The organism is Pseudomonas sp. MF6776, assembly GCF_016613125.1.
Lineage (GTDB): Bacteria > Pseudomonadota > Gammaproteobacteria > Pseudomonadales > Pseudomonadaceae > Aquipseudomonas > Aquipseudomonas iridis.
The window spans coordinates 137,976-161,350 of record NZ_JAENSQ010000005.1 but is presented as its reverse complement, the minus strand read 5'-3'; the positions used below and the strand labels follow the sequence as shown (position 1 = coordinate 161,350).

Here is a 23,375-nt window from a genome sequence, read left to right as displayed (position 1 = left end):
ATTACCCCACTTTCACCATGTGCGGTTGCGAGCTGCGCTCAGGCTGGTGATCGAGGTCACGGCTGACCAGCAGCAGGACTTCTGCCGAGGCATCGGAGACCTGCGCCTTGTAACCGGCGATGGAGCGCGCGAACACGTTGTAGATCACTACCGCAGGAATCGCAGCCACCAGACCCAGTGCGGTAGCCAGCAGCGCTTCAGCGATACCAGGTGCCACGACGGCAAGGTTGGTGGTTTGGGTTTTGGCGATGCCGATGAAGGAGTTCATGATGCCCCACACGGTGCCGAACAGGCCGACAAACGGTGCGGTGGAACCGATGGTTGCGAGTACGCCGGTGCCGCTGCTCATGTTGCGACCGCAGGCTGCGACCAGACGCTCGAGACGGAAGCTGACGCGTTCCTTGATGCCTTCTTTCTCGCGGCTGTTGGTCGACAGGCGCATCTCTTCAAGGGCGTCGTGGACCAGCAGGTTGGCAAGCGTGCCTTCTTTTGCGGCAGTGGTGCTGGCTTCTTTAAGCGTGGTGGCTTTCTTCAGGGCGGCGATTTCACCACGCAGACGACGCTTGGCGCCCATCAGCTCAAAGCCCTTGGCGATCCAGATGGTCCAGGTGATGATCGACGCGATGGCCAGGCCGATCATCACGATTTTCACGATGATGTCGGCGTTCTGGTACATGCCCCAAGGCGACAGGTCGTGGGCCATGCCCAGGGTGTTGTCGGATTCAAGGGCTTCTGGTGCGTCGGCAGGTGTGGCGTCGAGGGTTTGAACCGGAGCTGTTGCATCCGGTGCAGCCGCCGCTGGAGCGCTCTGTTCGGAGGCGGCTGGAGCAGCAGGTGCCTGAGCGTCGGCGAAAGCGGCGGTTGGCGACAGCATCAGGCTGAGCAACAGAGCCGCCACCGCGCTCCAGGCGCGAGGTCGTTTGGTTGGCGAAGCGGGGATTTGATTACGATTCATGCTGGCCGGACCTGAGATAGAAAAACGGTAATGCTCTTCCAGGCCTCGTGAGGCCGAGAACAAAAGTGGCAGACATTATTGCAAGTAATTCTTGTTAACAAAAGTAATAGAGTAACTTTTTTTCCTTCATTGCTAGCCGCTCGTCCCCTGCCGAGGCTAGTCTGTGCCTTTCCGATGGGAGTTTTTTGATGTCCGCGCCTTCTGTTTTGATCGCCGGTTGTGGTGATGTCGGCAGCCGTCTGGCCACGCAATTGCTGGCTGCCGGTTGGGAAGTTCATGGCTTGCGCCGAAATGTCTCGCGTCTGCCTGAAGGGGTCATCGGCGTCGCCGGCGACCTGTTCAATGAAGACTGCCCGGCGACCTGGCCGGTCGGTGCCGTGGATTACCTGGTGTATTGCGCCGCCGCCACCGATCACGATGAGGCCGGTTATCGCGCGGCTTATGTGCAGGGTTTGCAGAATGTACTGAGTTGGCTGGACGACTATGGTCAAGTACCGGATCGGCTGATTTTCGTGTCCAGCAGCAGTGTTTTTGGACAGCTGGACGGCGAGTGGGTTGATGAAACGAGCGAGACCGCCGCTTCCGGTTACTCAGGTCGGTTGATGCTCGAAGCCGAGCAGGTAGCGCTCAACAGTGGTATCCCGGCGAGCATCCTGCGCCTGACCGGTATTTACGGCCCGGGCCGGGAATGGCTGTTGACTCAGGTACGGCGTGGCTATCGAGTGGCCGTTGATCCGCCGTTGTATGGCAATCGCATTCATGTTGATGACGCGGCGGGGTTGTTGGCGTTTCTGCTTGAGGCTGACCGTCGGGGCGTGGCGCTTGAGCCGGTCTACATCGGTGTCGATGATGCGCCGGCGCCGCTGGCCGAGGTGGTGGGATGGTTGCGCGAGTTTATTGGGGTCACTGAATGGTCGGAAGATGAAAGCGTTCGGCGTACCGGTAGCAAGCGTTGCAGCAACGCGCGGGCGAAAGCGCTGGGTTGGGCGCCAAAGTATCCGAGTTATCGAGAAGGGTATGCGGCGATTCTCGAAGGTAAATGCTGAATCTCAGGCTCCACAACACAACTGTGGGAGCGAGCCTGCTCGCGAAGGGTCGTCACATTCAACATCTCTGCTGACTGTGACGCCGCTTTCGCGAGCAGGCTCGCTCCCACATTTGGACCTTCGATGATTTCAGCAGCGGGTTACTGCTTCTCGAGCAACCACTTGCGCTCACCTGCGGTGAACTGCGGTTGTTCATCCGCCAGAGCAGTGTTCACCGCTTGCAGGATTTCCAGTTCCTTGCCCTTGCGCACAAAGATCCAGTTGTTGCCTTGGCCGTTCTGCTGCAACCACATGCTGTCGTTGCCACTGCTCATCGATGCGCAATCGCCCGCCAGGCACAACGCGTAACGATCGGCGCCCGGCAGGCCGGAGACCTGGCCGTCGGCCTGAAACTGCACGGTGCCGCCTTCGCCCTGACCATTGGCGATTTTCCAGGTGCCGCCCATGTAGGTTGAATACAGTGCGCGTTCGAAGCTCGCACCGATCGGCGCGCCTTCGGGCACCGGGATCTGTGCGCGGTCGAAGAGCTGTTCCGGTTCGTTGTCGCTGGCGGCCTGTTGCAGTTGATTGCCGGCGCGTTTCAGCTCGCTGGCGGAGCTGCCATAAAAGTCGACTTTCCAGGCACCAGACTGTTCGCCCAGCAGCCGACCTTCGACTTTCTCAAAACCGTTGGTGTAGCGTGCCTGGCCGGCCTTGGTGTTGACGTCCCATTCCAGGTTCGGGCCGTAAGCCTGAAGTGCTTCGCGCAGGGAGCCGCCCTGGGTGGCAGCATCGATCGCCACCTGGTTGATCCAGGTGCCGCTGATGTCACGGTCGGCAGGGTCGCTGGCGCAGCCGCCGAGGAAAATGGCGAACAGCGAGAGAGCAAGCGCTTTGCGCATGGTGGAATCCTTTCAAAACCTTTCTTGCAGAGCAGTCGGCGCGGCGTATGAAGGCCGCGCCGTGCGCATCACTCGATGACCAGAATGGCATCCATTTCAACCTGCGAACCCTTTGGCAGGGCAGCAACGCCAATGGCGGCGCGTGCCGGGTACGGCTGGTCGAAGTATTTGCCCATGATCTCGTTGACCTTGGCGAAGTGGCTCAGGTCGGTGAGGAAGATGTTCAGTTTGACGATGTCCTTGAATGAACCGCCGGCGGCTTCGGCCACGGCTTTGAGGTTCTCGAACACCTGGACGGTCTGGGCTTCGAAGCCTTCAACCAGTTCCATGGTTTTTGGGTCCAGCGGGATCTGGCCCGACATGTAGACGGTGTTGCCAGCCTTGATCGCCTGGGAGTAAGTGCCGATGGCGGCCGGGGCCTTGTCGCTGGTGATAACTGTCTTGGTCATGCATGACTCCTTGTAATGGTGGACTTATGCACGCATGCGGGTGATGCGGATCACCCCGGTCAGTGCGCGCAGTTTCTTGATTACACGGGCCAGGTGCACACGGTCGTGAACGCTGACCACCAGTTGGACGACGCTGATACGACCATCGCGTTCGTCCATGCTGATTTTCTCGATATTGCCATCGGCTGCGTTGACGCTGCTGGCCAGCAGGGCGATCAGGCCGCGCTGGTGTTCCAGCTCGACACGCAGTTCGACGTTGAATTCGCCGGTGACATCCTTGGCCCACGAGAGCTGGATGCATTTTTCCGGGTTGTGCCTGATTTCGCTGATATTGCGGCAGTTGTCCAGGTGCACGACCATGCCTTTGCCCGCCGACAGGTGCCCGACAATCGGGTCGCCCGGGATCGGCGTGCAGCACTTGGCATAGCTCAGCACCAGACCTTCGGTGCCGCGAATCGCCAGCGGGCCTTCCGGGCTAGGCAGTTGCTCGCCTTCGCCAAGCAGGCGACGGGCGACCACGTAGGCCATGCGATTGCCTAGACCGATGTCTTCGAGCAAGTCTTCGATCAGTTCGAGGCGGTACTCGGTGAGCATCGCCTTGACGCGCTCGGCCGGAATCTTCTCCAGCGAACTGTCGAAACCGTTCAGTACCTTGTTCAGCAGGCGTTCGCCGAGGCTGATGGATTCGGAGCGGCGCTGCAGTTTCAGCGCATGGCGAATGTGCGTGCGCGCCTTGCCGGTGACCACGAAGTTGAGCCAGGCCGGGTTCGGTCGTGCGCCGGGAGCGCTGACGATCTCGACCGTGGAGCCACTTTGCAGCGGTTCGGACAGCGGTGCGAGGCGGCGGTTGATCCGGCAGGCGATGCAGCTGTTACCGACATCGGTGTGCACCGCGTAGGCGAAGTCGACGGCCGTGGAGCCTTTCGGCAGCTCCATGATCCGGCCTTTTGGCGTGAACACGTAGACCTCGTCCGGGAACAGGTCGATTTTCACGCTCTCGATGAATTCCAGCGAGTTGCCGGCCCGTTGCTGCATTTCCAGCACGCCTTTGACCCACTGGCGGGCGCGTGCATGAGTGCCCTTCGGCTGCTCGTCACCGCTGGATTTGTACAGCCAATGGGCGGCGATGCCGTTGTTGGCCATCTCTTCCATTTCGCGGGTGCGGATCTGGATCTCGATCGGTACGCCGTGCATGCCGAACAGCGTGGTGTGCAGCGACTGATAGCCGTTGGCCTTGGGGATCGCGATGTAATCCTTGAAGCGCCCCGGCAACGGTTTGTACAAATTATGCACAGCACCCAGTACGCGGTAGCAGGTGTCGACCTTGTCGACGATGATCCGGAACGCGTAGACGTCCATGATCTCGTTGAAGGCCCGACGCTTGCCGCGCATTTTCTTGTAGATGCCGTAGAGGTGTTTCTGGCGACCGCTGACTTCGCCCTGGATGCCGTCGATAGCGAGGCAATGGCCGAGGGATTCTTCGATCTTGTTGACGATTTCCTTGCGGTTGCCCCGAGCGCGCTTGACCGCCTGGTAGATCCGCGCGGAACGCATCGGGTGCATGGCCTTGAAGCCGAGGTCTTCGAATTCGATGCGAATGGCATGCATGCCCAGCCGGTTGGCGATGGGCGCGTAGATTTCGAGGGTTTCCTTGGCGATCCGGCGGCGTTTTTCTCCGGACAGCACTTCCAGCGTGCGCATGTTGTGCAGGCGGTCGGCGAGCTTGACCAGGATCACGCGGATGTCGCGTGCCATGGCCATGGCCATCTTCTGGAAGTTTTCAGCCTGGGCTTCGGCCTTGGTCTCGAAGTTCATCTGGGTCAGTTTACTGACCCCGTCGACCAGTTCGGCCACGGTTTCACCGAACTGCGCTTGCAGCGCCTCTTTGGCGATACCGGTGTCTTCGATCACGTCATGCAGCATCGCAGCCATCAGGCTCTGATGGTCCATGTGCATGTCGGCAAGGATATTTGCCACGGCAAGAGGATGCGTGACGTACGCCTCGCCACTGCGTCGGCGTTGGCCGTCGTGGGCTTGTTCGGCGTAGAAATACGCTCGGCGGACCAGGTTGACCTGGTCATTGCCGAGGTAGGTCGATAAGCGATCGGCGAGGGCGTCTATGCTCGGCATGATGACTCCTGCCGTACGTTGTGACCCCGCGCCGTGCTACGTCGACCAGGCATAGGCTTAGACGGCCTCGTTGGACTCGTCCTCGAACGCTGCGAACAGCGGTTCATCCTGGACGATTTCCTGCTCGGCGATGAACTCGTAGCTCATCAGGCCTTCAGCGATTTCACGCAGCGCTACAACGGTAGGCTTGTCGTTTTCCCACTGAACCAGTGGCTCTTTGCCGCCGGTGGCCAGTTGACGGGCACGTTTGGTAGAGAGCATGACCAGCTCAAAACGGTTTTCCACGTGGTTCAGGCAGTCTTCAACGGTTACGCGGGCCATGGTATTCCTCGGAGCGAATGCAATATGCGCGCTGCCCGGTTGGGCGAGCGGACTGAGCAGTTTAAAAAAACACCAGCGATTAGGGAAGCGCTGATTTTTTGATCAACCTCTTCAACGCGCTGCAAGTGCCAATGTAAAGCCCTTGCAGCGCTTTTGGGAAGCGCTGATTAACCGAGCAATTCGGCCAGTAATTTGCCGAAACGCACCTGTTGGCGTTTCTGTTGCAACTGATTGGCGCGGAAAATCGCCTTCAGATCGTCCAGCGCATGAGCGAAGTCGTCGTTGATGATCAGGTAGTCGTATTCGACGTAATGGCTCATCTCGTTGACCGCTTCGCGCATCCGCCCGTCGATAATCTCGTCGCTGTCCTGGCCGCGATTGGTCAGACGCTGGTGCAAGGCCTGCAACGATGGCGGTAAAATGAAGATCGAGCGTGCCTGCGGCATCAGCTTGCGCACTTGCTCGGCGCCCTGCCAGTCGATTTCCAGAATCAGGTCGTGGCCTTCATCGAGGGTCTGTTGCAGATGGCTTTGCGAGGTGCCGTAGAAGTTGCCGAAGACTTCGGCGCGTTCGAGGAAGTCACCGTGCTCGCCCATCTTTACGAAGGCTTCGCGGGTTACGAAGTGATAGTTCACGCCGTTCACTTCACCCGGGCGCATGGCGCGGGTGGTGTGGGAGATCGACACGCGGATCTCCGGGTTGGCATCGGTCAAAGCCTTGACCAGGCTGCTCTTGCCCGCGCCCGATGGCGCGGAAATGATGTACAGGGTGCCGGTGCTGTGGGTCATGTCGGGGTAGCCTTACTCAATATTCTGTACTTGTTCGCGCATCTGCTCGATCAACACTTTGAGGTTGACGGCCGCCTGGGTGCTGCGCGGGTCGAAGGCTTTGGAGCCCAGTGTATTGGCTTCGCGGTTGAGCTCCTGCATCAGGAAGTCGAGGCGCCGTCCGGCTGCACCGCCGGATTTAAGCACCCGGCGTACTTCTATGATGTGAGTGCTCAGACGATCAAGTTCTTCGGCCACATCGCTCTTTTGCGCGAGGATGACCATTTCCTGTTCCAGGCGCTGCGGATCCAGCTCGGCCTTCATGTCGGCAAAGCGGTCGAGGACTTTCTGGCGTTGGGTGGCGAGCATCTGCGGAACCAGTTCACGCAGGGTCACGACGTCTTCTTCAATGGAAGTCAGGCGATCGTTGATCAGCCGTGCCAGCTCCGAGCCTTCACGCTCGCGACCGGCCTTGAGTTCCTTCAGCCCCTGATTGAAGAGGGCCAGGGCTTCGGCATTCAGTGCTTGCGGGTCACTGGCATCGGCGACCAGAACGCCGGGCCAGGCCAGCACTTCCAGCGGATTGAGTGCAGCAGGATTCTTGATCAGACCGGCAATCGTTTCGGCTGCGGCGACCAATTGCGCGGCGCGCTCGCGATCAACTTGCAGCGGTTTGCCGGTGCTTTCTTCAGTGAACCGCAGGGTGCATTCCAGTTTGCCCCGCGACAGGCCTTGACGCAGGGCTTCGCGCACGGCGCCTTCAAGCTCGCGAAACGACTCCGGCAGACGCAGGTGCGGTTCCAGATAGCGACTGTTGACCGAGCGCAATTCCCAGCTCAGGGTGCCCTGTGCGCCGGCTTTTTCGACGCGGGCGAAGGCGGTCATGCTGTGCACCATGGCGGTGACCTCGCAATGCAAATCGGCGCGGAAACCGAATTCCGCAGGCGCGATATCAATGAATTTAAGCCGACTGGCAGCAAAGGCGCAGGATTGTAGCGCAGTGCGGCGAATGCGCCCAAACACACGGTGTGACAAAGGGCTGCAGCCCGTCGGTAATAAGTGTTTGAGGCCCTTCGGTCGTCCTCGCGGATTTTTAACCCGTGCCCAGTGGCGGTGCACCGCTCTATAATGCTCGGCAGTTTTCCGTCCCCAGTACAGGTATTTCCTATGAAACGTCCAAGTGGTCGCGCTGCCGATCAGCTCCGCTCGATCCGCATTACCCGCAACTACACCAAACACGCCGAGGGATCCGTACTGGTCGAATTCGGTGATACCAAAGTCATCTGCACCGTCAGCGTCGAAAACGGCGTGCCGCGTTTCCTCAAAGGCCAGGGTCAGGGCTGGTTGACTGCCGAGTACGGCATGCTGCCGCGCGCCACCGGCGAGCGTAACCAGCGTGAAGCGAGTCGCGGCAAGCAGGGCGGCCGCACCCTGGAAATCCAGCGTCTGATCGGCCGGTCCCTGCGCGCGGCGCTGGACATGTCCAAGCTGGGCGACGTTACCCTTTATGTCGACTGCGACGTGATTCAGGCTGATGGCGGCACCCGCACCGCCTCCATCACCGGCGCCATGGTGGCCCTGGTCGATGCGTTGAAGGTCATCAAGAAGCGCGGCGGCCTGAAGGGCGGCGACCCGCTCAAGCAAATGATCGGCGCTGTATCGGTGGGTATGTATCAAGGCGAGCCAGTGCTGGATCTGGACTATCTTGAAGACTCCGCCGCTGAAACCGACCTCAACGTGGTGATGACCAGCTCCGGTGGCTTCATCGAAGTGCAAGGCACTGCTGAAGGCGCGCCGTTCCAGCCAGAAGACCTGAACGCCATGCTGGAACTGGCCAAGAAAGGCATGAACGAAATCTTCGAACTGCAGAAGTCAGCACTGGCTGACTGATCAGGTTGATAACCCGCAAGGAGGACGCGATGAGTGACCAAGAGCTGCTGCCCAAACCGAGCCAGGAGGTTCGTCAGTGGGCGATGTTTTGTCACTTGTCCGCCTTGCTGGGGATCTGGATTCCTTTCGGCAATCTGATCGGGCCGCTGATTCTGTGGCAGATGAAACGTGAGTCGGATCCGTTTATCGATGCACAGGGCAAAGAGGCGCTGAATTTTCAGATCACCGTCGCAATTGTTACCGCGATCTGCATTCTGCTGATGCTGGTCATCGTAGGTTTCTTCCTTTATGGACTGGTCACCATTGCTGCGTTGGTTTTGGCGATCATCGGTGGTGTGAAAGCTAACGAAGGTTTTCCCTATCGTTATCCGTTTACCTGGCGCCTGATCAAGTAGCGATCAACGCCTGCAAAAGATTTGCATTTTTGCAATTAAAGCCGTTTCGAAAGTGTGTAGGAATGATCTTGCTGCGATGAGCGGTAGTTGAGATTGCTATATACATCAGCCTCTTACATCTTTAGTCACAACTGCGCCAACATAGTACTGCCCATGTCCTTGGCAATCAGGCGGAGTGGTTGTTAAAGTCCCCGCACGTCATATTCCTGCAGAATATTTCGATGTATTCAGGCCAGCGAAGGTCCTTGAAATCCAATTCAATCAGTGTTGAGAAAGTCAGCCAATTCATGAGGTGTGGACAGGTATAAAGTTCGCCTCTGAATATCTAGCCAAGAATAATCCCAATGATTCAGCTCGATTTTTATGGAACGCTTGTGGCCGCTTCCCTAGTGCTTTTGCTAGGGCGCGGACTTGTTACACGTATTGCTTTTCTGCGTAATTACAATATTCCTGAGCCCGTCGCCGGTGGCCTGGTCGTTGCGCTGGCTCTTCTGTTGCTACGAACGTTCGACATCGAGGTTCGCTTCGACACTTCACTGCAAACACCTTTGATGCTGGCTTTTTTCGCCACTATTGGCTTGAGTGCCGATTTTGCCAGCCTGAAGAAAGGTGGCCGTGTAGTGGGCATATTCGTGCTGGCGGTCACCGGCTTGCTGGTGGTTCAGAATGCCTTGGGCATCGGTCTGGCCACTGCGCTGGGGCTGGACCCTTTGATGGGTCTACTGACAGGTTCGATAACGCTGGCGGGCGGTCATGGCACAGGCGCTGCGTGGGGCACGGTGTTTAGTGAGAAGTACGGTCTGGCATCCGCCTCCGAGCTCGCCATGGCATCTGCGACGTTTGGTCTGGTGTTGGGTGGGTTGATTGGTGGTCCCGTGGCTCGCCTGCTCATCAAGCGTGTTCGAGTGCCCGGATGCCAGCCGCAAGAAACGCCGCGATTGCCAAAAGGTTTCGAGCAGCCGAACAAGGAGCGCTCGATCACCCCGTTCTCGTTTATCGAGACACTGGCGCTGATTGCAGTCAGTCTGTTGGCCGGCAATTTGCTGAATGGTCTTCTGCACGGCACCGCATTTGAGTTGCCGACATTTGTCTGCGTCTTGTTCGTGGGTGTCGTTCTGCGTAACGGGCTATCAGCGCTGGGCTTGTATCAGGTATTCGAGCGCGAAGTCTCGGTGTTGGGGAATGTCAGCCTGTCGCTGTTTCTGGCAATTGCCTTGATGTCGCTCAAGCTGTGGGATCTGGCGGCACTGGCACTGCCGATATTCATCATCCTCGCTGCGCAAACACTGGTCATGGCGCTGTTTGCGATTTTCGTGACGTTCAGAATGATGGGCCGTAACTTCGACGCGGCGGTATTGGCAGCGGGGCACTGTGGTTTTGGGCTGGGTGCGACACCGACGGCCATCGCCAACATGCAGGCGGTGACGCAGCGCTACGGTCCTTCGCAGATTGCGTTTCTCGTGGTGCCGATGGTGGGTGCATTCTTCATCGACATTATCAATGTCATCGTGATCAAGCTGTATCTGGTCTTGCCGTTTTTTGTCGCCGTCTGAGCTTCGGACCACTTTAGTCTGAGGCACAAAAAATGCCCGTATCTCGCGATACGGGCATTTTTTTGTCTGAATCGACGCTTAGATGGTCAGCGTCCAGTCGTAGTCGACGATCAGCGGTGCGTGCTGCGAGAACCGAGGCTGACGAGGCAGGCGTGCGCTGCGCACAAAGCGCCGCAAGCCTGGAGTCAGGATCTGGTAGTCGAAGCGCCAGCCCAGATTGAGCATCTCGGCCTGTTCGTTGTCCGGCCACCAGCTGTACTGGTCGCCTTCACGGCTGACTTCGCGCAGGGCATCTACATAGCCCATGTTGCCGACAATCTCGTCCATCCAGGCGCGTTCTGGCGCCAGGAAGCCCGGGGATTGCTGGCTGTCGCGCCAGTTCTTGATGTCGAGCTTCTGCTGCGCGACATACAGCGAGCCACAATAAATGTACTCGCGACGTTTACGCCGCTGTTTGTCCAGGTACTTGCCGAAATCGTCCATGAGCTTGAACTTCTGGTTCAAGTCCTCATCGCCGTTCATCCCCGAAGGAAGCAGCAAGGTGGCAATACTGACTTTGTCGAAATCTGCTTGCAGGTAGCGCCCGTAGCGGTCGGCCGTCTCGAAACCGAGACCGCTGATGACAGCCTTCGGTTGCAACCGCGAGTACAAAGCCACGCCACCTTGGGCGGGGACTTCAGCATCGCAGGCATAAAGGAAGTAGCCATCCAGTTGGAAGGCTGGGTCATCCAGTTCAAAGGCGGAGGCACGGGTGTCCTGCAGGCAGATGACGTCGGCATTCTGTGCTTGCAGCCAACTGAGCAAACCACGCTCGACTGCAGCCTGAATACCATTGACGTTCACACTGATGATCCGCATAAATGGCCCCAAAAATCGCGTGCGTGTATGATACACGGCGTCAAGCTAATTAGCTAAATCCGTGGTATTTGGGGTTTTTTTCATGCAAGCGTATCAGCGCGATTTCATTCGTTTTGCCATCGATCGCGGCGTTTTGCGCTTCGGTGAGTTCACCCTGAAGTCCGGGCGCACCAGTCCTTACTTCTTCAATGCCGGCCTGTTCAACACGGGTTCGGCCTTGGCGCAGCTGGGTCGGTTCTACGCCGCAGCCATTGCCGAAAGTGGCATTTCTTTCGACGTGCTGTTTGGCCCGGCGTATAAAGGCATCCCGTTGGCAGCGACCACCGCCGTCGCGCTGGCCGAGCATCACGACCGTGACTTGCCATGGTGCTTCAACCGCAAAGAGGCCAAGGCCCACGGCGAAGGCGGCAGTCTGGTTGGCGCCCCGCTGACCGGTGATGTGCTGATCATCGACGACGTGATCACCGCCGGTACCGCGATCCGCGAAGTGATGCAGATCATCGCTTCCCAGGACGGTGCCAAGGCAGCTGGCGTGCTGATCGCCCTGAACCGTCAGGAGCGCGGCAACGGTGAGTTGTCGGCAATCCAGGAAGTGGAGCGCGATTTCGGCATCCCGGTCATCAGCATTGTTTCGCTGAATCAGGTGCTGGAGTTCCTCGCTGACGATCCGCAGCTCAAGCAGCATTTGCCAGCCGTGGAAGCGTACCGCGCCCAGTTCGGCGTGTAATTGCATTCCCCTCTGTAGGAGCAGCCGTCGGCAGCTCCTACAGAGATTGCAGGCAAAAAAAGACCCCGCTCAGCCAGGCTGAACGGGGTCTTTTGTTTGCACCAGTACTTACGGACGCTTGCGATTACTGATCAGCGTACCCACACCGGTATCGGTGAAAATTTCCAGCAGGATCGCGTTCGGTACGCGCCCGTCGATGATCAACGAGCTACCCACGCCACCCTGAACGGCTTCCAGCGCGCAACGGATCTTCGGCAGCATGCCGCCGTAGATGGTGCCGTCGGCGATCAGATCGTCGACCTGCTGGGTGCTCAGGCCGGTCAGAACCGTGCCTGACTTGTCCATCAGGCCGGCGATGTTGGTCAGCAGCATCAGCTTCTCGGCTTTCAGCGCTTCGGCAACTTTACCGGCCACCAGATCGGCGTTGATGTTGTACGACTCGCCGTTCTCACCCACACCGATTGGCGCGATCACCGGGATGAAATTGCCTTTGACCAACAGGTTCAACAGCTCGGTGTTGATCCCGACCACTTCGCCCACTTGGCCGATGTCGATGATTTCTGGCTGGGTCATCTCCGGAGTCTGGCGGGTAACGGTGAGCTTCTTCGCACGAATCAGTCCGGCGTCTTTACCGGTCAGGCCAATGGCGCTACCGCCGTGGCGGTTGATCAGGTTGACGATGCTTTTGTTGACTTGACCGCCCAGAACCATTTCAACCACGTCCATGGTCGCGGCGTCAGTGACGCGCATGCCGTCCACGAAGTGGCTTTCGATCGACAGGCGCTTGAGCAGGTCACCGATTTGCGGGCCGCCGCCGTGAACCACGACCGGGTTGATGCCCACGGCTTTCATCAGCACGATGTCGCGGGCGAAGCCGGTTTTCAGCTCCTCGCTTTCCATCGCGTTGCCGCCGTATTTGATCACCAGGGTCTTGCCGACATAACGTCGGATGTAAGGCAACGCTTCGGACAGGACCTGGGCGGTGTGGGCGGCGGCTTCGCGTTCGAGGGTCATTCAGGGCTCCGGGTGGATCAGAACGGTAGTTGGAGATCAGGTGCAACGCGTTTCAGTTGGGCGTGGAACACATCCTTGATGCGCTGCAATTCAGCCTCGTCATCGGCCTCGAAGCGCAGCACCAGCACCGGTGTGGTGTTGGACGCGCGCACCAGGCCCCAGCCTTTGGCGTAATCGACTCGCACGCCGTCGATGGTGGTCAGGTCGGCGCCTGCGCCCCACTGTGCGTCGTGCAATGCATCAATGATGCTGAATTTGCTCTCTTCGGTCACATGGATATTGATTTCCGGCGTAGAAATATCGTTCGGGAAGGTCGCAAACAGCTCCTCCGCGGTGGATTTTTCCTTGCTGAGGATCTCCAGCAGACGTGCGGCGCTGTAGATACCGTCGTCGAAACCGAACCAGCGTTCCTTGAAGAAAATGTGCCCGCTCATTTCACCGGCCAACAGCGCGCCGGATTGTTTCATTTTCTTTTTGATCAACGAATGACCAGTCTTCCACATTAGCGGCCGACCACCGTACTCCTTGATCAGCGGTACCAGGCGACGGGTGCATTTGACGTCGAAGATGATTTCCGCGTCCGGGTTGCGCGCCAACACGTCACGGGCGAACAGCATCAGCAGGCGATCCGGAAAAACGATGCTGCCGGTATTGGTTACTACGCCGACACGGTCGCCGTCACCATCGAACGCCAGGCCGATGTCGGCGTTGGTTTCCTTGACCTTGGCGATCAGGTCGACGAGGTTTTCCGGCTTGCCTGGGTCCGGGTGGTGATTGGGGAAATTGCCGTCAACTTCACAGAACAGCGGGATGACTTCGCAGTTCAGCGCTTCGATCAGTTGCGGTGCAATCACGCCAGCCGCGCCGTTGCCGCAATCGACCACGACTTTCAGGCGTCGCGCCAGTTTGATGTCCTGGACGATCTCGGTGTTGTAGCGGTCGAGGATCTCGACCTGGGTGACGCTGCCGTTGCCGCTGCTCAGATTGTTGGTCTTGAGGCGTTCGTGCAGAGCCTGAATCTGTTCGTTGGCGAGAGTGTCGCCGGCGATGACAATCTTGAAGCCGTTGTAGTTCGACGGGTTGTGGCTGCCGGTGAGCATCACGCCGGACTTGCCGGCCAAGACGTTGGCGGCGTAGTACAGCGCCGGAGTGGGCACCAGGCCGACATCGCTGACGTGGCAGCCGCTCTCGGCGATACCGCGGATCAGTTCGGCGACCAGTTCCGGCCCGGACAGGCGGCCATCGCGACCGACGGACACATTGGGCTCGCCTTGGGCAAGGCTCTGCGATCCGACGGCGCGGCCGATCCAGTAAGCGGTTTCGGCATTGAGGAATTCCGGCACGGTGCCGCGTATGTCATAGGCGCGGAAGATGCTGTCAGGCAGCTTCGGGGCAATCTTGGCTGGGGTGCTCATCTGCGGAAATGCTCCATCTCGAAAGTGGTGGGTCACACCGACGATTCACTCGACGGCAGGCTCAAACTGAAGGGTATGACGGCGTTTTCCACAGAGAGTTCGTGGTGTGAAAGGGCCATGACGCCTCGGCTGGCGTGGCTTTGGTCCGGCAAAACCTTGATTGGCGGTGCTAAAACCTGTCGCTGAAATAACGCAAATTCCCCCCCCCCCCGCAGGAGCTGCCGCAGGTTGCGATCTTTTGACTTTGATTGTTTAAAAACAGGATCAAAAGATCGCAGCCTGTGGCAGCTCACTACGCGGATTATTTGGTGCCGGTATGGCCAAAACCACCGGTACCGCGCTCGGTTTCGACGAACGCTTCAACCATCTCGAAATGCGCCTGTACCACCGGCACAAGCACCAGTTGCGCCAGGCGTTCGCCGACGGCCATGGTGAAATCGGTCTGGCCGCGGTTCCAGCAGGAAACCATCAGCGGGCCCTGGTAATCGGAGTCGATCAGGCCAACAAGGTTGCCCAGCACGATGCCGTGTTTGTGGCCCATGCCCGAGCGAGGCAGGATCAGCGCGGCGAGGTTCGGGTCACCGATGTAGACCGACAGGCCAGTCGGGATCAGCACGGTTTCACCCGGTTTGATCACGATGTCCTGCTCCAGCATGGCGCGCAGGTCGAGGCCGGCGGAGCCTGGGGTGGCGTATTGTGGCAGCGGGAATTCGGTGCCGATGCGTGGGTCGAGGATCTTGGCTTGCAAAGCGTGCATGTAAATTAAACCTGGTTCAGACGTTCGGCGATAAAAGTGACCAGTTGGCGAGCGATCTTGCTCTTGCTGGTCTGGGCGAAAACCGTGGCGTGAAGCTCACGGTCAATTACGCTGCAGGCGTTTTCTTCGCTGTTGAAACCGATGCTCGGGTTGGCGACGTCGTTGGCGACGATCAGATCGAGATTCTTGTCCTTCAGCTTGCGTGCAGCGTAGTCGAGCAGATGTTCGGTCTCGGCGGCGAAACCGACACTGAACGGACGATCGGGGCGGGTCGCGATGGTGGCCAGGATGTCTGGGTTGCGCACCATTTGCAGGACGAAGCCGTCGCCGCTCGTAGGATCTTTCTTGAGTTTTTGCGGGGCGATGACTTCCGGACGGTAATCCGCAACCGCTGCCGAGGAAATGAACACGTCACAAGGGATCGCGGATTCGCACGCCGCGAGCATGTCGCGGGCACTGACCACGTCGATGCGCGTGACGCGATCCGGGGTCGGCAGGTGCACCGGGCCGCTGATCAAGGTCACGCGGGCGCCGGCTTCCACCGCCGCTTCGGCCAGGGCGAAGCCCATTTTTCCGGAGCTATGGTTGGTGATGTAGCGCACCGGATCGATGTTTTCCTGGGTCGGGCCGGCCGTAATGACGACGTGCTTGCCAGTCAGCGCCTGTCGCTGGAAGCAGTCCGCCGCGCACTGCGCCAGATCGGTAGCTTCCATCATGCGGCCCATACCCACGTCGCCGCAGGCCTGGCTGCCGGAGGCCGGGCCGAACGTCTTCAGGCCGCGGCTTTGAAGCAGTTGCAGGTTGGCTTGGGTCGCGGGGTCGCGCCACATCGCCTGATTCATTGCCGGGGCGACCGCCACGACGGCGTCGGTGGCCAGCACCAGCGTGGTCAGCAAATCGTTGGCGATGCCTTGGGCCAGTCGGGCGAGCAGGTCGGCGGTGGCCGGGGCGATGAGCACCAGATCGGCCCACTTGGCCAGTTCGATGTGGCCCATCGCCGCTTCGGCGGCAGGGTCGAGCAAATCCAGGTGAACCGGGTGCCCGGACAGGGCCTGCATGGTCAGCGGGGTGATGAACTCGGCGCCGCCATGGGTCATGACCACACGCACTTCGGCGCCCTGGTCGATCAGGCGACGAACCAGATCGGCGCTCTTGTAGGCAGCGATGCCGCCGCCGACGCCCAGAACGATGCGTTTCCGATACAGCCGCTGCATAGGTCTGCCTTTGATTTCGTGGGTGACATACGTGGCGAAACCCCCTCCCCAGGGTGAATCCGCCCGCAAAAAAGATGGGCTAAGATATCACAGCGACCGCTACGGAACAGCGGCGCCCACAGACAGGGAAAGTGTATGAGTATTCGCGATTGGCCTGCGGCGGAGCGCCCGCGGGAGAAGCTACTTGAACAGGGCTCTGCGAGCCTTTCCGACGCCGAATTGCTGGCGATCTTCTTACGCACTGGCGTCACTGGAAAAAGCGCGGTGGATCTTGCGCGACACCTGTTGACTCAATTCGGCAGCCTGCGCGTGTTGCTGGAGGCCGATCTTGCACAATTTAGCAAGGAGCTGGGATTAGGGCCGGCGAAGTTCGCCCAGTTGCAGGCGGTGCTGGAAATGGGCCGTCGGCATCTGGCTGAGCGCATGCGCAGGAAACCCGCACTGGAGAATCCACAGGCGGTTCGCGATTACCTCAAATCGATGCTGCGCCACGAGCCGCACGAGGTATTTGGTTGTCTGTTTCTGGACTCCAAGCATCAAGTGTTGACGTTCGAGGCGCTGTTTCGCGGCTCCATCGACAATACCAGCGTACATCCCCGTGAGGTGGTGAAGCGTTCCCTGGCCAATAACGCGGCGGCGGTGATCCTTTGTCACAACCACCCGTCCGGGAACAGCGACCCCAGTCAGGCGGATCAGTTGTTGACCAAGCGTTTGCAAAAGGCGCTGGACCTGATTGATGTGCGGGTGCTCGATCACTTCATCGTGGGGGAGGGGGAGCCGCTGTCGATGGCGGAGTGCGGCTGGATGTAAGTCTCAGGATCATGCGCAACCTTGTGGGAGCTGGCTTGCCAGCGATAGCCGGCAGGCAACATTCGTTCTGAATGTGCCGCCTTCATCGCTGCCAAGCCAGTTCCCACAGGTTTATAGCGTGACGGTTACTTGAGGTTGACCCTGGAGTAGTCCTGCCGGCCAAACGGGCTTACCGAGTAACCCTGAACGTCTTTACGTGTCAGCGCGAACGCCGTTGGGTGTGCCAGGGGCAGCCACAGTGCCTGCTGCTGAATCTGCGCCTGCGCCTGCTCGTAGAGTTTGGTGCGCACGCCTTGTTCGCTGGTGGTCTTGCCGGCGCTGATCAGCTTGTCGAGATCGGCGTTGCAGTAGCGTGCGAAGTTGGTGCCGGACTTGACTGCGGCGCAGGAAAACTGCGGCGTGAGGAAGTTGTCCGGGTCGCCGTTATCACCGGCCCAGCCCATGAACAAGAGGTCATGCTCGCCTGCTTTGGCGCGGCGAATCAGCTCGCCCCATTCGATCACGCGGATTTGCGCCTGAATGCCGATTTGCGCCAGATCCGATTGCAACATCTGGGCGCCCAGGCTCGGGTTCGGGTTGAGCAGACTGCCCGACGGCCGCGTCCAGATGGTGGTCTGGAAGCCATCCTTCAAACCGGCCTTGGTCATCAGTGCCTTGGCTTTCGCTACGTCGTGAGGGTAGCCCGGCAGGTTTTTCGCGTAACTCCAGGTGTTTGGCGGGTAAGGGCCGTTGGCTGCTTCAGCCGTGTCTTCGAACACGGCTTTGATGTAGTTGGCCTTGTCGAAGGCAAGGTTGATCGCCTGACGCACTTCCGGTTTGTCCAGTGGCGGATGCTGGCTGTTGATGCCGACGAAGGCAGTCATGAACGCGTCGGTTTTTTCGACTTTCAGCGTCGGCTCTTTTTGCGCAGCCTCTACGTCCAAGGGTTTTGGCGACAGGGCAATCTGGCATTCATTGCGTCGCAGTTTTTGCAGGCGCACGTTGGCATCTGGCGTAATCGCGAAGATCAGCGGATCCACGGCGGGCTTGCCACGGAAGTAGTCCGGGTTGGCCTTGTAGCGGACCGCGGCGTCTTTCTGGAATCGCGTGAAGACAAACGGGCCGGTGCCGATTGGCTGGCTGTTGAGCTTGTCGGTGGCGTTGGCCTTCAACAGTTTGTCGGCGTATTCGGCGGAATAGACCGAGGCGAAACCCATGCTCAGGGTCGCCAGAAACGTCGAGTCCGGGTGATCAAGTGTGAAGCGCACGGTCAGTGGGTCCAGCGCGTCGATCTTTTTGATGAGTGCCGATAGTTGCATCGATTGCGCGTGAGGGAAGCCGCTTTGGGCAACTTTGTGCCAGGGATTGGCCGGATCGAGCATGCGGTCGAAACTGAATTTGACGTCTTCGGCAGTCAGCTCGCGGGTTGGCTTGAAGTACTCGGTCGTATGAAATTTGACCTGCGGGTGCAATTTGAAGATATAAGTCAGGCCGTCGGTGCTGATTTCCCAGCTGTCGGCCAGGCTCGGGATGACCTTGCCGCTGGCAGTATCGAAATCAACCAGGCGGTTCATCAGCACATCGGCCGACGCATTGGTGGTGGTCAGCGAGTTGTACTGCACCACATCGAAGCCTTCAGGGCTCGCCTCGGTGCAGACGCTCAGTGCGGCGGCCTGGGCCAGAGGGCTCAGCAGGAGCGGGGCGAACAGCAGGGGTAGGGCAGCGAGGCGCATGGTCGGTTTCCTATTACAGATCGAAGGCCCATCTGCAAGTGCAGTCTGGAAAAGTCCTACCCTAGAGGTCGCGATTGCAAATGACTATCCCCTTTTGTATTTTCGCAGACGTTTTTACGCAGTTCCGGCGTGTGCTCGGTGCAACGACGATCCAGAATCGGGCGCATGAGCGGTTTTCTTCGACGAGTGGTAAAACCCCGTCCCGGCCTTTGTCCAAGGCGTTCGCGAGCAGAATCTGCGTCTTTTTGTGGATTGATTGCACACGGAAAGTTGTTGCACCCCAGTCTTTCTGGTATAAAGCAGCGCTCTTTTCTAGGGGCCCGGTTCCTTCACTGTAGGTGTAGCCGGTAAGACCTCTAAAGAAACGCGGCGCCTGGCGCCAAATGACTGAGAGATTAAGCGGCCAACCCATGCCGGGTTGGGCATGTGGTTTTAGAGGGCTGAGGCATGTCGAGAGTATGTCAAGTTACCGGTAAGGGTCCGGTGACTGGGAATAACATTTCCCACGCAAACAACAAAACCCGTCGTCGTTTCCTGCCGAACCTGCAGCATCACCGCTTCTGGGTTGAAGAAGAGAAACGTTTTGTGCGTCTGCGCGTATCTGCCAAAGGCATGCGTATCATCGACAAGCGTGGCATCACTGTCGTGCTCGCCGAACTTCGCCGCGATGGCAAGATTTAAGGGAGCTAATCATGCGTGAATTGATTCGTTTGATCTCGAGCGCCGGTACTGGTCACTTCTACACTACCGACAAGAACAAGCGTACTACCCCGGACAAAATCGAGATCAAGAAATATGATCCGGTTGTTCGCAAGCACGTGATGTACAAGGAAGGCAAAATCAAGTAATTGATTTTTCCCGACTTACAAAAAAGGCCCGTATCTCACGATACGGGCCTTTTTTGTTTCTCAGGTTTTGTCGCGCCCGTCCGGGCCTCATCGCTGGCAAGCCAGCTTCCACAGTAATTGTGGGAGTTCACAAATTATGCGTTCACCAAAAAACTGTGGGAGCTGGCTTGCCAGCGATGGGGCCAGATCAGCCAGCGAAAATCCTCAGCCCTTCTGTTCGAAAATCACATAGACCTTGCGGCAAGCCTCCAGCACCTCCCAAGTGCCGCGAAACCCTGCCGGAATTACAAAACGATCACCCACGCGCAACGTCTTGGCATTGCCGTCGCTGTCACGCAGCACCGAAACACCCTGGAGAATTTCGCAGTATTCATGCTCGGTGTAGTTCACCGTCCACTGACCCACCGCACCTTCCCACACGCCGACACCCATCTGCCCGCAAGGACTTTCATATTGATGGAACACTGCCTGCTCGGGATCGCCCTTGAGTACTTTGGCCGGGTCCGGGCGATAGCGTTCGGCTTCGCTGGAGGTCAGGCTGATGTCGACGACGTTCTGGATGTTCATTGTTGTTATCTCCCGTAAATGCGGCGCAAGGCTGGAAAAGGCCAAAGTCTATGTTGATTAAAATCAACACTGCAAGGTCGTATAGCCGCCTTATGTCAAATATATTGAAACAAACCCGGCCGCTGGTTTAGGGTGGCGGGTGCCTCGGGCCGAAATGCAGGCTGGCCGGGCAGAATTGCTGAGGACGTCGGCGAAGATCGCGCGGCGCTCGTATTCAACAAGAGGAGGACACCTGAATGACCACCCTGACTCGTGCCGATTGGGAACAACGCGCCCGCGACCTGAAGATCGAAGGCCGCGCCTACCTCAATGGCGAATACACCGACGCCGTCTCCGGCGAGACTTTCGAATGCATCAGCCCGGTCGATGGCCGTCTGCTGGGCAAAATTGCCAGCTGTGACGCCGCCGACGCCCAGCGCGCCGTGGAAAATGCTCGCGCTACCTTCAATTCCGGCGTGTGGTCGCGCCTGGCGCCGACCAAACGCAAAGCCACCATGATCCGTTTTGCCGGCCTGCTGAAGCAGCACGCCGAAGAACTGGCCCTGCTCGAAACCCTCGACATGGGCAAGCCGATCAGCGATTCGCTGAACATCGACGTGCCGGGCGCGGCGCAAGCGCTGAGCTGGAGCGGTGAGGCGATCGACAAGATTTACGACGAAGTCGCAGCTACGCCGCACGATCAACTGGGTCTGGTGACCCGCGAGCCAGTCGGCGTGGTTGGCGCCATCGTGCCGTGGAACTTCCCGCTGATGATGGCGTGCTGGAAACTCGGCCCGGCGCTGTCGACCGGTAACTCGGTGATCCTCAAACCGTCGGAAAAGTCGCCGCTGACCGCCATCCGTATCGCGGCGCTGGCTGTCGAGGCCGGCATTCCGAAAGGCGTGCTTAACGTGCTGCCGGGTTACGGTCACACCGTGGGCAAGGCGCTGGCCCTGCACAACGATGTGGACACGTTGGTGTTCACCGGTTCGACCAAGATCGCCAAGCAATTGATGATTTATTCCGGCGAATCGAACATGAAACGCGTGTGGCTGGAAGCCGGTGGCAAGAGCCCGAACATCGTCTTTGCCGATGCTCCCGATCTGCAAGCCGCTGCCGAATCGGCCGCCAGCGCCATCGCCTTCAACCAGGGCGAAGTCTGCACCGCCGGTTCGCGTCTGCTGGTCGAGCGTTCGATCAAGGACAAATTCCTGCCGATGGTGATCGAGGCGCTGAAAGCCTGGAAGCCGGGCAACCCGCTGGATCCGGCGACCAACGTCGGCGCGCTGGTTGATACCCAACAGATGAACACCGTGCTGTCCTACATCGAGTCCGGTCATACCGACGGCGCCAAACTGGTGGCTGGCGGCAAGCGCATTCTTCAGGAAACCGGTGGCACCTACGTCGAGCCGACAATTTTCGACGGCGTTAGCAACGCGATGAAGATCGCACAGGAAGAGATCTTCGGCCCGGTGCTGTCAGTCATCGCTTTCGACACGGCTGAAGAAGCCATCCAGATTGCCAACGACACGCCTTACGGCCTGGCCGCTGCGGTGTGGACTCAGGACATCTCCAAGGCACACCTGACCGCCAAGGCGCTACGCGCCGGTAGCGTGTGGGTCAACCAGTACGACGGCGGCGACATGACTGCACCGTTCGGTGGCTTCAAGCAGTCGGGCAACGGTCGTGACAAGTCGCTGCACGCGTTCGACAAGTACACCGAACTGAAGGCGACGTGGATCAAACTGTAAACCGTTGAAGGGAGCCTGATTCCGTCGGGCTCCCCAGCCATGCAGAGATCCCCTGTGGGAGCGAGCCTGCTCGCGAAGCGGTTTATCAGTCAGCCCAAGTGCTGAATGTGAAACGGCTTTCGCGAGCAGGCTCGCTCCCACAGTGCTTTGGGTGAATAAAAAAAGAATATCCACAGGAGCGTGGAACATGCGGTGGGCGACATATTTCGCCGTATTGGCGTCTGTCTTGAGTGTCGGTCTGGCCCTGGGTGTCAGCATGCCGTTGGTGTCGTTGCGTCTGGAGGGCTGGGGCTACGGCGCCTTCGCCATTGGCGTAATGGCAGCGATGCCGGCCATTGGCGTGTTGCTTGGCGCGAAAATATCCAGTCACCTGGCGGCGCGTTTCGGCACGGCGAACCTGATGCGCCTGTGCCTGTGGGCCGGAGCGCTGTCCATTGGCTTGTTGGCGTTATTGCCAAGCTATCCGGTCTGGCTGGTGCTGCGCCTGATGATCGGCGTGATCCTGACCATAGTGTTCATCCTCGGCGAGAGCTGGATCAATCAGCTGGTGGTCGAGCATTGGCGCGGTCGACTGGTGGCGCTGTATGGCAGCAGTTATGCGCTGAGCCAGCTGTCTGGCCCTTTGCTGCTGGGCGCGCTCGGCACCGAAAATGATTACGGATTTTGGGTCGGTGTCGCGCTGCTGATGGTTTCCCCGTTGCTGTTGTTGCGCCGTAGCGGTGCGCCGAGCAGTGAAGCGAGCAGCGTGACCTTCCGCGACCTGTGGGGCTTTGCCCGCGAGCTGCCGGCGATTGCCTGGGCGGTGTCGTTGTTTGCCGCGTTCGAGGCGATGATCCTGACGTTGCTGCCGGTGTATTGCCTGCAACAGGGTTTTACCGCCGAAATCGCCTTGGCGATGGTCAGTACCGTGGTGGTGGGCGATGCGCTGCTGCAATTGCCGATTGGCGCGTTAGCCGATTACCTGTCGCGGCGCCCCCTGTTTACCGGGTGCGCGGTGGTGTTGATGCTGTCGAGCCTGGCGATTCCGATGCTGATCGACACGTTGCTGATCTGGCCGCTGTGGGTGTTGTTTGGCGCCAGTGCCGGTGGTTTGTTCACGCTGTCGCTGATCCTCATCGGTGAACGTTACCGTGATGACGCGCTGGTGCGAGCCAATGCGCATATCGCGCAACTGTGGGGCGTTGGCTGTCTGATCGGGCCGTTGGCGGCCGGGGCGGGCAGTCAGTGGATCAGCGGGCATGCGTTGCCCTGGTTGATGGCAGCGGGGGCGTTCGGGTTGGTGATTCTGCTGTCGCGCCAAGGCGCTTTCGGCTCGGCACAGACTGCTTAGATCAAA

Annotated in this window: 23 protein-coding genes and 1 pseudogene; 10 read left to right on the top strand and 14 right to left on the bottom strand. The window is 59.1% G+C overall.

All coding sequences use genetic code 11. The features are described from left to right. Position 1: 1 nt before the first annotated feature. The gene (gene exbB / locus JJD74_RS07800) at positions 2 to 955 is read right to left on the bottom strand and encodes a tonB-system energizer ExbB (RefSeq protein WP_200612653.1); all 954 of its coding nucleotides are present in this window, start codon (positions 953 to 955) and stop codon (positions 2 to 4) included. A 188-nt stretch (positions 956 to 1,143) separates the two neighbouring features. Between exbB and JJD74_RS07795 the strand changes: the two genes are divergently transcribed. Beyond that, positions 1,144 to 2,001 carry an SDR family oxidoreductase gene (locus JJD74_RS07795; RefSeq protein ID WP_047304167.1) on the top strand — a complete coding sequence of 286 codons (858 nt, stop codon included), beginning with the start codon at positions 1,144 to 1,146 and terminating at the stop codon, positions 1,999 to 2,001. 140 nt (positions 2,002 to 2,141) lie between these two features. On the opposite strand, the gene JJD74_RS07790 is transcribed toward JJD74_RS07795, so the two are convergent. The 6 genes from JJD74_RS07790 to JJD74_RS07765 all read right to left on the bottom strand — a co-directional run bounded on the left by JJD74_RS07790 (position 2,142) and on the right by JJD74_RS07765 (position 7,446). Then, complete coding sequence (locus JJD74_RS07790; protein ID WP_200612650.1) at positions 2,142 to 2,882, bottom strand: hypothetical protein; 741 nt, start codon at positions 2,880 to 2,882, stop codon at positions 2,142 to 2,144. 68 nt (positions 2,883 to 2,950) lie between these two features. Beyond that, positions 2,951 to 3,331: a RidA family protein gene (locus JJD74_RS07785; protein WP_003229509.1), complete on the bottom strand. Its 381-nt coding sequence runs from the start codon at positions 3,329 to 3,331 to the stop codon at positions 2,951 to 2,953. A 24-nt stretch (positions 3,332 to 3,355) separates the two neighbouring features. Further along, complete coding sequence (gene spoT, locus JJD74_RS07780; protein WP_007920338.1) at positions 3,356 to 5,461, bottom strand: bifunctional GTP diphosphokinase/guanosine-3',5'-bis pyrophosphate 3'-pyrophosphohydrolase; 2,106 nt, start codon at positions 5,459 to 5,461, stop codon at positions 3,356 to 3,358. Positions 5,462 to 5,518: 57 nt separating this feature from the next. After that, positions 5,519 to 5,782, bottom strand: a complete 264-nt coding sequence (rpoZ, locus tag JJD74_RS07775; RefSeq protein ID WP_016985812.1) for a DNA-directed RNA polymerase subunit omega — start codon at positions 5,780 to 5,782, stop codon at positions 5,519 to 5,521. Positions 5,783 to 5,949: 167 nt separating this feature from the next. Beyond that, the gene (gmk, locus tag JJD74_RS07770; protein ID WP_042561759.1) at positions 5,950 to 6,570 is read right to left on the bottom strand and encodes a guanylate kinase; all 621 of its coding nucleotides are present in this window, start codon (positions 6,568 to 6,570) and stop codon (positions 5,950 to 5,952) included. 12 nt (positions 6,571 to 6,582) lie between these two features. After that, positions 6,583 to 7,446: a YicC/YloC family endoribonuclease gene (locus tag JJD74_RS07765; protein WP_042561758.1), complete on the bottom strand. Its 864-nt coding sequence runs from the start codon at positions 7,444 to 7,446 to the stop codon at positions 6,583 to 6,585. 270 nt (positions 7,447 to 7,716) lie between these two features. Between JJD74_RS07765 and rph the strand changes: the two genes are divergently transcribed. The 3 genes from rph to gltS all read left to right on the top strand — a co-directional run bounded on the left by rph (position 7,717) and on the right by gltS (position 10,387). Further along, the gene (gene rph / locus JJD74_RS07760; protein ID WP_042561757.1) at positions 7,717 to 8,439 is read left to right on the top strand and encodes a ribonuclease PH; all 723 of its coding nucleotides are present in this window, start codon (positions 7,717 to 7,719) and stop codon (positions 8,437 to 8,439) included. 29 nt (positions 8,440 to 8,468) lie between these two features. Further along, positions 8,469 to 8,834 (top strand): DUF4870 domain-containing protein, encoded by a 366-nt coding sequence (locus JJD74_RS07755; protein WP_042561756.1) that lies wholly within the window; start codon positions 8,469 to 8,471, stop codon positions 8,832 to 8,834. Between the two features lie 344 nt (positions 8,835 to 9,178). Beyond that, on the top strand, positions 9,179 to 10,387 hold the full coding sequence (gene gltS, locus JJD74_RS07750) for a sodium/glutamate symporter (protein ID WP_200612647.1): 1,209 nt from the start codon (positions 9,179 to 9,181) through the stop codon (positions 10,385 to 10,387). A 78-nt stretch (positions 10,388 to 10,465) separates the two neighbouring features. On the opposite strand, the gene JJD74_RS07745 is transcribed toward gltS, so the two are convergent. Further along, a complete protein-coding gene (locus JJD74_RS07745; RefSeq protein ID WP_007920349.1) occupies positions 10,466 to 11,245 on the bottom strand; it encodes an exodeoxyribonuclease III in 780 nt (259 codons plus the stop codon). A gap of 82 nt (positions 11,246 to 11,327) precedes the next feature. Here JJD74_RS07745 and pyrE point away from each other — a divergent pair, with 82 nt between their 5' ends. Further along, entirely contained in the window at positions 11,328 to 11,972 is a 645-nt protein-coding gene (pyrE, locus tag JJD74_RS07740) for an orotate phosphoribosyltransferase (protein WP_041071932.1), read from the top strand. 108 nt (positions 11,973 to 12,080) lie between these two features. Here the strand turns inward: pyrE and argB are convergent, their stop codons facing one another. From argB to coaBC, 4 genes and pseudogenes are all read right to left on the bottom strand, one after another. Then, positions 12,081 to 12,986: an acetylglutamate kinase gene (argB, locus tag JJD74_RS07735; protein WP_003229488.1), complete on the bottom strand. Its 906-nt coding sequence runs from the start codon at positions 12,984 to 12,986 to the stop codon at positions 12,081 to 12,083. A 17-nt stretch (positions 12,987 to 13,003) separates the two neighbouring features. Next, positions 13,004 to 14,407 (bottom strand): annotated as a pseudogene (locus tag JJD74_RS07730) (phosphomannomutase/phosphoglucomutase); the annotation flags it as partial. Positions 14,408 to 14,702: 295 nt separating this feature from the next. Further along, positions 14,703 to 15,158, bottom strand: coding sequence for a dUTP diphosphatase (gene dut / locus JJD74_RS07725; RefSeq protein WP_042561752.1), 456 nt, complete (start codon positions 15,156 to 15,158; stop codon positions 14,703 to 14,705). 5 nt (positions 15,159 to 15,163) lie between these two features. Then, a complete protein-coding gene (coaBC, locus tag JJD74_RS07720; protein WP_042561751.1) occupies positions 15,164 to 16,372 on the bottom strand; it encodes a bifunctional phosphopantothenoylcysteine decarboxylase/phosphopantothenate--cysteine ligase CoaBC in 1,209 nt (402 codons plus the stop codon). Positions 16,373 to 16,507: 135 nt separating this feature from the next. On the opposite strand from coaBC, the gene radC reads away from it, so the two are divergent. Further along, positions 16,508 to 17,182 carry a RadC family protein gene (radC, locus tag JJD74_RS07715; protein ID WP_042561750.1) on the top strand — a complete coding sequence of 225 codons (675 nt, stop codon included), beginning with the start codon at positions 16,508 to 16,510 and terminating at the stop codon, positions 17,180 to 17,182. Positions 17,183 to 17,307: 125 nt separating this feature from the next. Here the strand turns inward: radC and JJD74_RS07710 are convergent, their stop codons facing one another. Beyond that, positions 17,308 to 18,894 (bottom strand): ABC transporter substrate-binding protein, encoded by a 1,587-nt coding sequence (locus JJD74_RS07710; protein WP_047304161.1) that lies wholly within the window; start codon positions 18,892 to 18,894, stop codon positions 17,308 to 17,310. Between the two features lie 447 nt (positions 18,895 to 19,341). Between JJD74_RS07710 and rpmB the strand changes: the two genes are divergently transcribed. Then, positions 19,342 to 19,575: a 50S ribosomal protein L28 gene (gene rpmB, locus JJD74_RS07705; protein WP_007920377.1), complete on the top strand. Its 234-nt coding sequence runs from the start codon at positions 19,342 to 19,344 to the stop codon at positions 19,573 to 19,575. Positions 19,576 to 19,586: 11 nt separating this feature from the next. Further along, complete coding sequence (rpmG, locus tag JJD74_RS07700; protein ID WP_016772554.1) at positions 19,587 to 19,742, top strand: 50S ribosomal protein L33; 156 nt, start codon at positions 19,587 to 19,589, stop codon at positions 19,740 to 19,742. A 204-nt stretch (positions 19,743 to 19,946) separates the two neighbouring features. Here rpmG and JJD74_RS07695 read toward each other — a convergent pair whose 3' ends face one another. After that, on the bottom strand, positions 19,947 to 20,309 hold the full coding sequence (locus JJD74_RS07695; protein WP_042561748.1) for a cupin domain-containing protein: 363 nt from the start codon (positions 20,307 to 20,309) through the stop codon (positions 19,947 to 19,949). 236 nt (positions 20,310 to 20,545) lie between these two features. On the opposite strand from JJD74_RS07695, the gene JJD74_RS07690 reads away from it, so the two are divergent. Next, a complete protein-coding gene (locus JJD74_RS07690; RefSeq protein WP_042561747.1) occupies positions 20,546 to 22,039 on the top strand; it encodes an aldehyde dehydrogenase in 1,494 nt (497 codons plus the stop codon). A gap of 187 nt (positions 22,040 to 22,226) precedes the next feature. Then, positions 22,227 to 23,369 (top strand): MFS transporter, encoded by a 1,143-nt coding sequence (locus tag JJD74_RS07685; RefSeq protein WP_200612644.1) that lies wholly within the window; start codon positions 22,227 to 22,229, stop codon positions 23,367 to 23,369. Positions 23,370 to 23,375: the final 6 nt, after the last annotated feature.

Coding starts and splice junctions, on each gene's coding strand:
- JJD74_RS07690 (WP_042561747.1), top strand. CDS start 20,546: ATGACCACCCTGACTCGTGCCGATTGGGAACAACGCGCCCGCGACCTG.
- JJD74_RS07745 (WP_007920349.1), bottom strand. CDS start 11,245: ATGCGGATCATCAGTGTGAACGTCAATGGTATTCAGGCTGCAGTCGAG.
- exbB (WP_200612653.1), bottom strand. CDS start 955: ATGAATCGTAATCAAATCCCCGCTTCGCCAACCAAACGACCTCGCGCC.
- gmk (WP_042561759.1), bottom strand. CDS start 6,570: ATGACCCACAGCACCGGCACCCTGTACATCATTTCCGCGCCATCGGGC.
- JJD74_RS07755 (WP_042561756.1), top strand. CDS start 8,469: ATGAGTGACCAAGAGCTGCTGCCCAAACCGAGCCAGGAGGTTCGTCAG.
- radC (WP_042561750.1), top strand. CDS start 16,508: ATGAGTATTCGCGATTGGCCTGCGGCGGAGCGCCCGCGGGAGAAGCTA.
- rpmB (WP_007920377.1), top strand. CDS start 19,342: ATGTCGAGAGTATGTCAAGTTACCGGTAAGGGTCCGGTGACTGGGAAT.
- JJD74_RS07695 (WP_042561748.1), bottom strand. CDS start 20,309: ATGAACATCCAGAACGTCGTCGACATCAGCCTGACCTCCAGCGAAGCC.
- spoT (WP_007920338.1), bottom strand. CDS start 5,461: ATGCCGAGCATAGACGCCCTCGCCGATCGCTTATCGACCTACCTCGGC.
- JJD74_RS07765 (WP_042561758.1), bottom strand. CDS start 7,446: ATGGTGCACAGCATGACCGCCTTCGCCCGCGTCGAAAAAGCCGGCGCA.
- rpmG (WP_016772554.1), top strand. CDS start 19,587: ATGCGTGAATTGATTCGTTTGATCTCGAGCGCCGGTACTGGTCACTTC.
- JJD74_RS07710 (WP_047304161.1), bottom strand. CDS start 18,894: ATGCGCCTCGCTGCCCTACCCCTGCTGTTCGCCCCGCTCCTGCTGAGC.
- JJD74_RS07785 (WP_003229509.1), bottom strand. CDS start 3,331: ATGACCAAGACAGTTATCACCAGCGACAAGGCCCCGGCCGCCATCGGC.
- JJD74_RS07795 (WP_047304167.1), top strand. CDS start 1,144: ATGTCCGCGCCTTCTGTTTTGATCGCCGGTTGTGGTGATGTCGGCAGC.
- dut (WP_042561752.1), bottom strand. CDS start 15,158: ATGCACGCTTTGCAAGCCAAGATCCTCGACCCACGCATCGGCACCGAA.
- pyrE (WP_041071932.1), top strand. CDS start 11,328: ATGCAAGCGTATCAGCGCGATTTCATTCGTTTTGCCATCGATCGCGGC.
- JJD74_RS07685 (WP_200612644.1), top strand. CDS start 22,227: ATGCGGTGGGCGACATATTTCGCCGTATTGGCGTCTGTCTTGAGTGTC.
- gltS (WP_200612647.1), top strand. CDS start 9,179: ATGATTCAGCTCGATTTTTATGGAACGCTTGTGGCCGCTTCCCTAGTG.
- rpoZ (WP_016985812.1), bottom strand. CDS start 5,782: ATGGCCCGCGTAACCGTTGAAGACTGCCTGAACCACGTGGAAAACCGT.
- JJD74_RS07790 (WP_200612650.1), bottom strand. CDS start 2,882: ATGCGCAAAGCGCTTGCTCTCTCGCTGTTCGCCATTTTCCTCGGCGGC.
- rph (WP_042561757.1), top strand. CDS start 7,717: ATGAAACGTCCAAGTGGTCGCGCTGCCGATCAGCTCCGCTCGATCCGC.
- coaBC (WP_042561751.1), bottom strand. CDS start 16,372: ATGCAGCGGCTGTATCGGAAACGCATCGTTCTGGGCGTCGGCGGCGGC.
- argB (WP_003229488.1), bottom strand. CDS start 12,986: ATGACCCTCGAACGCGAAGCCGCCGCCCACACCGCCCAGGTCCTGTCC.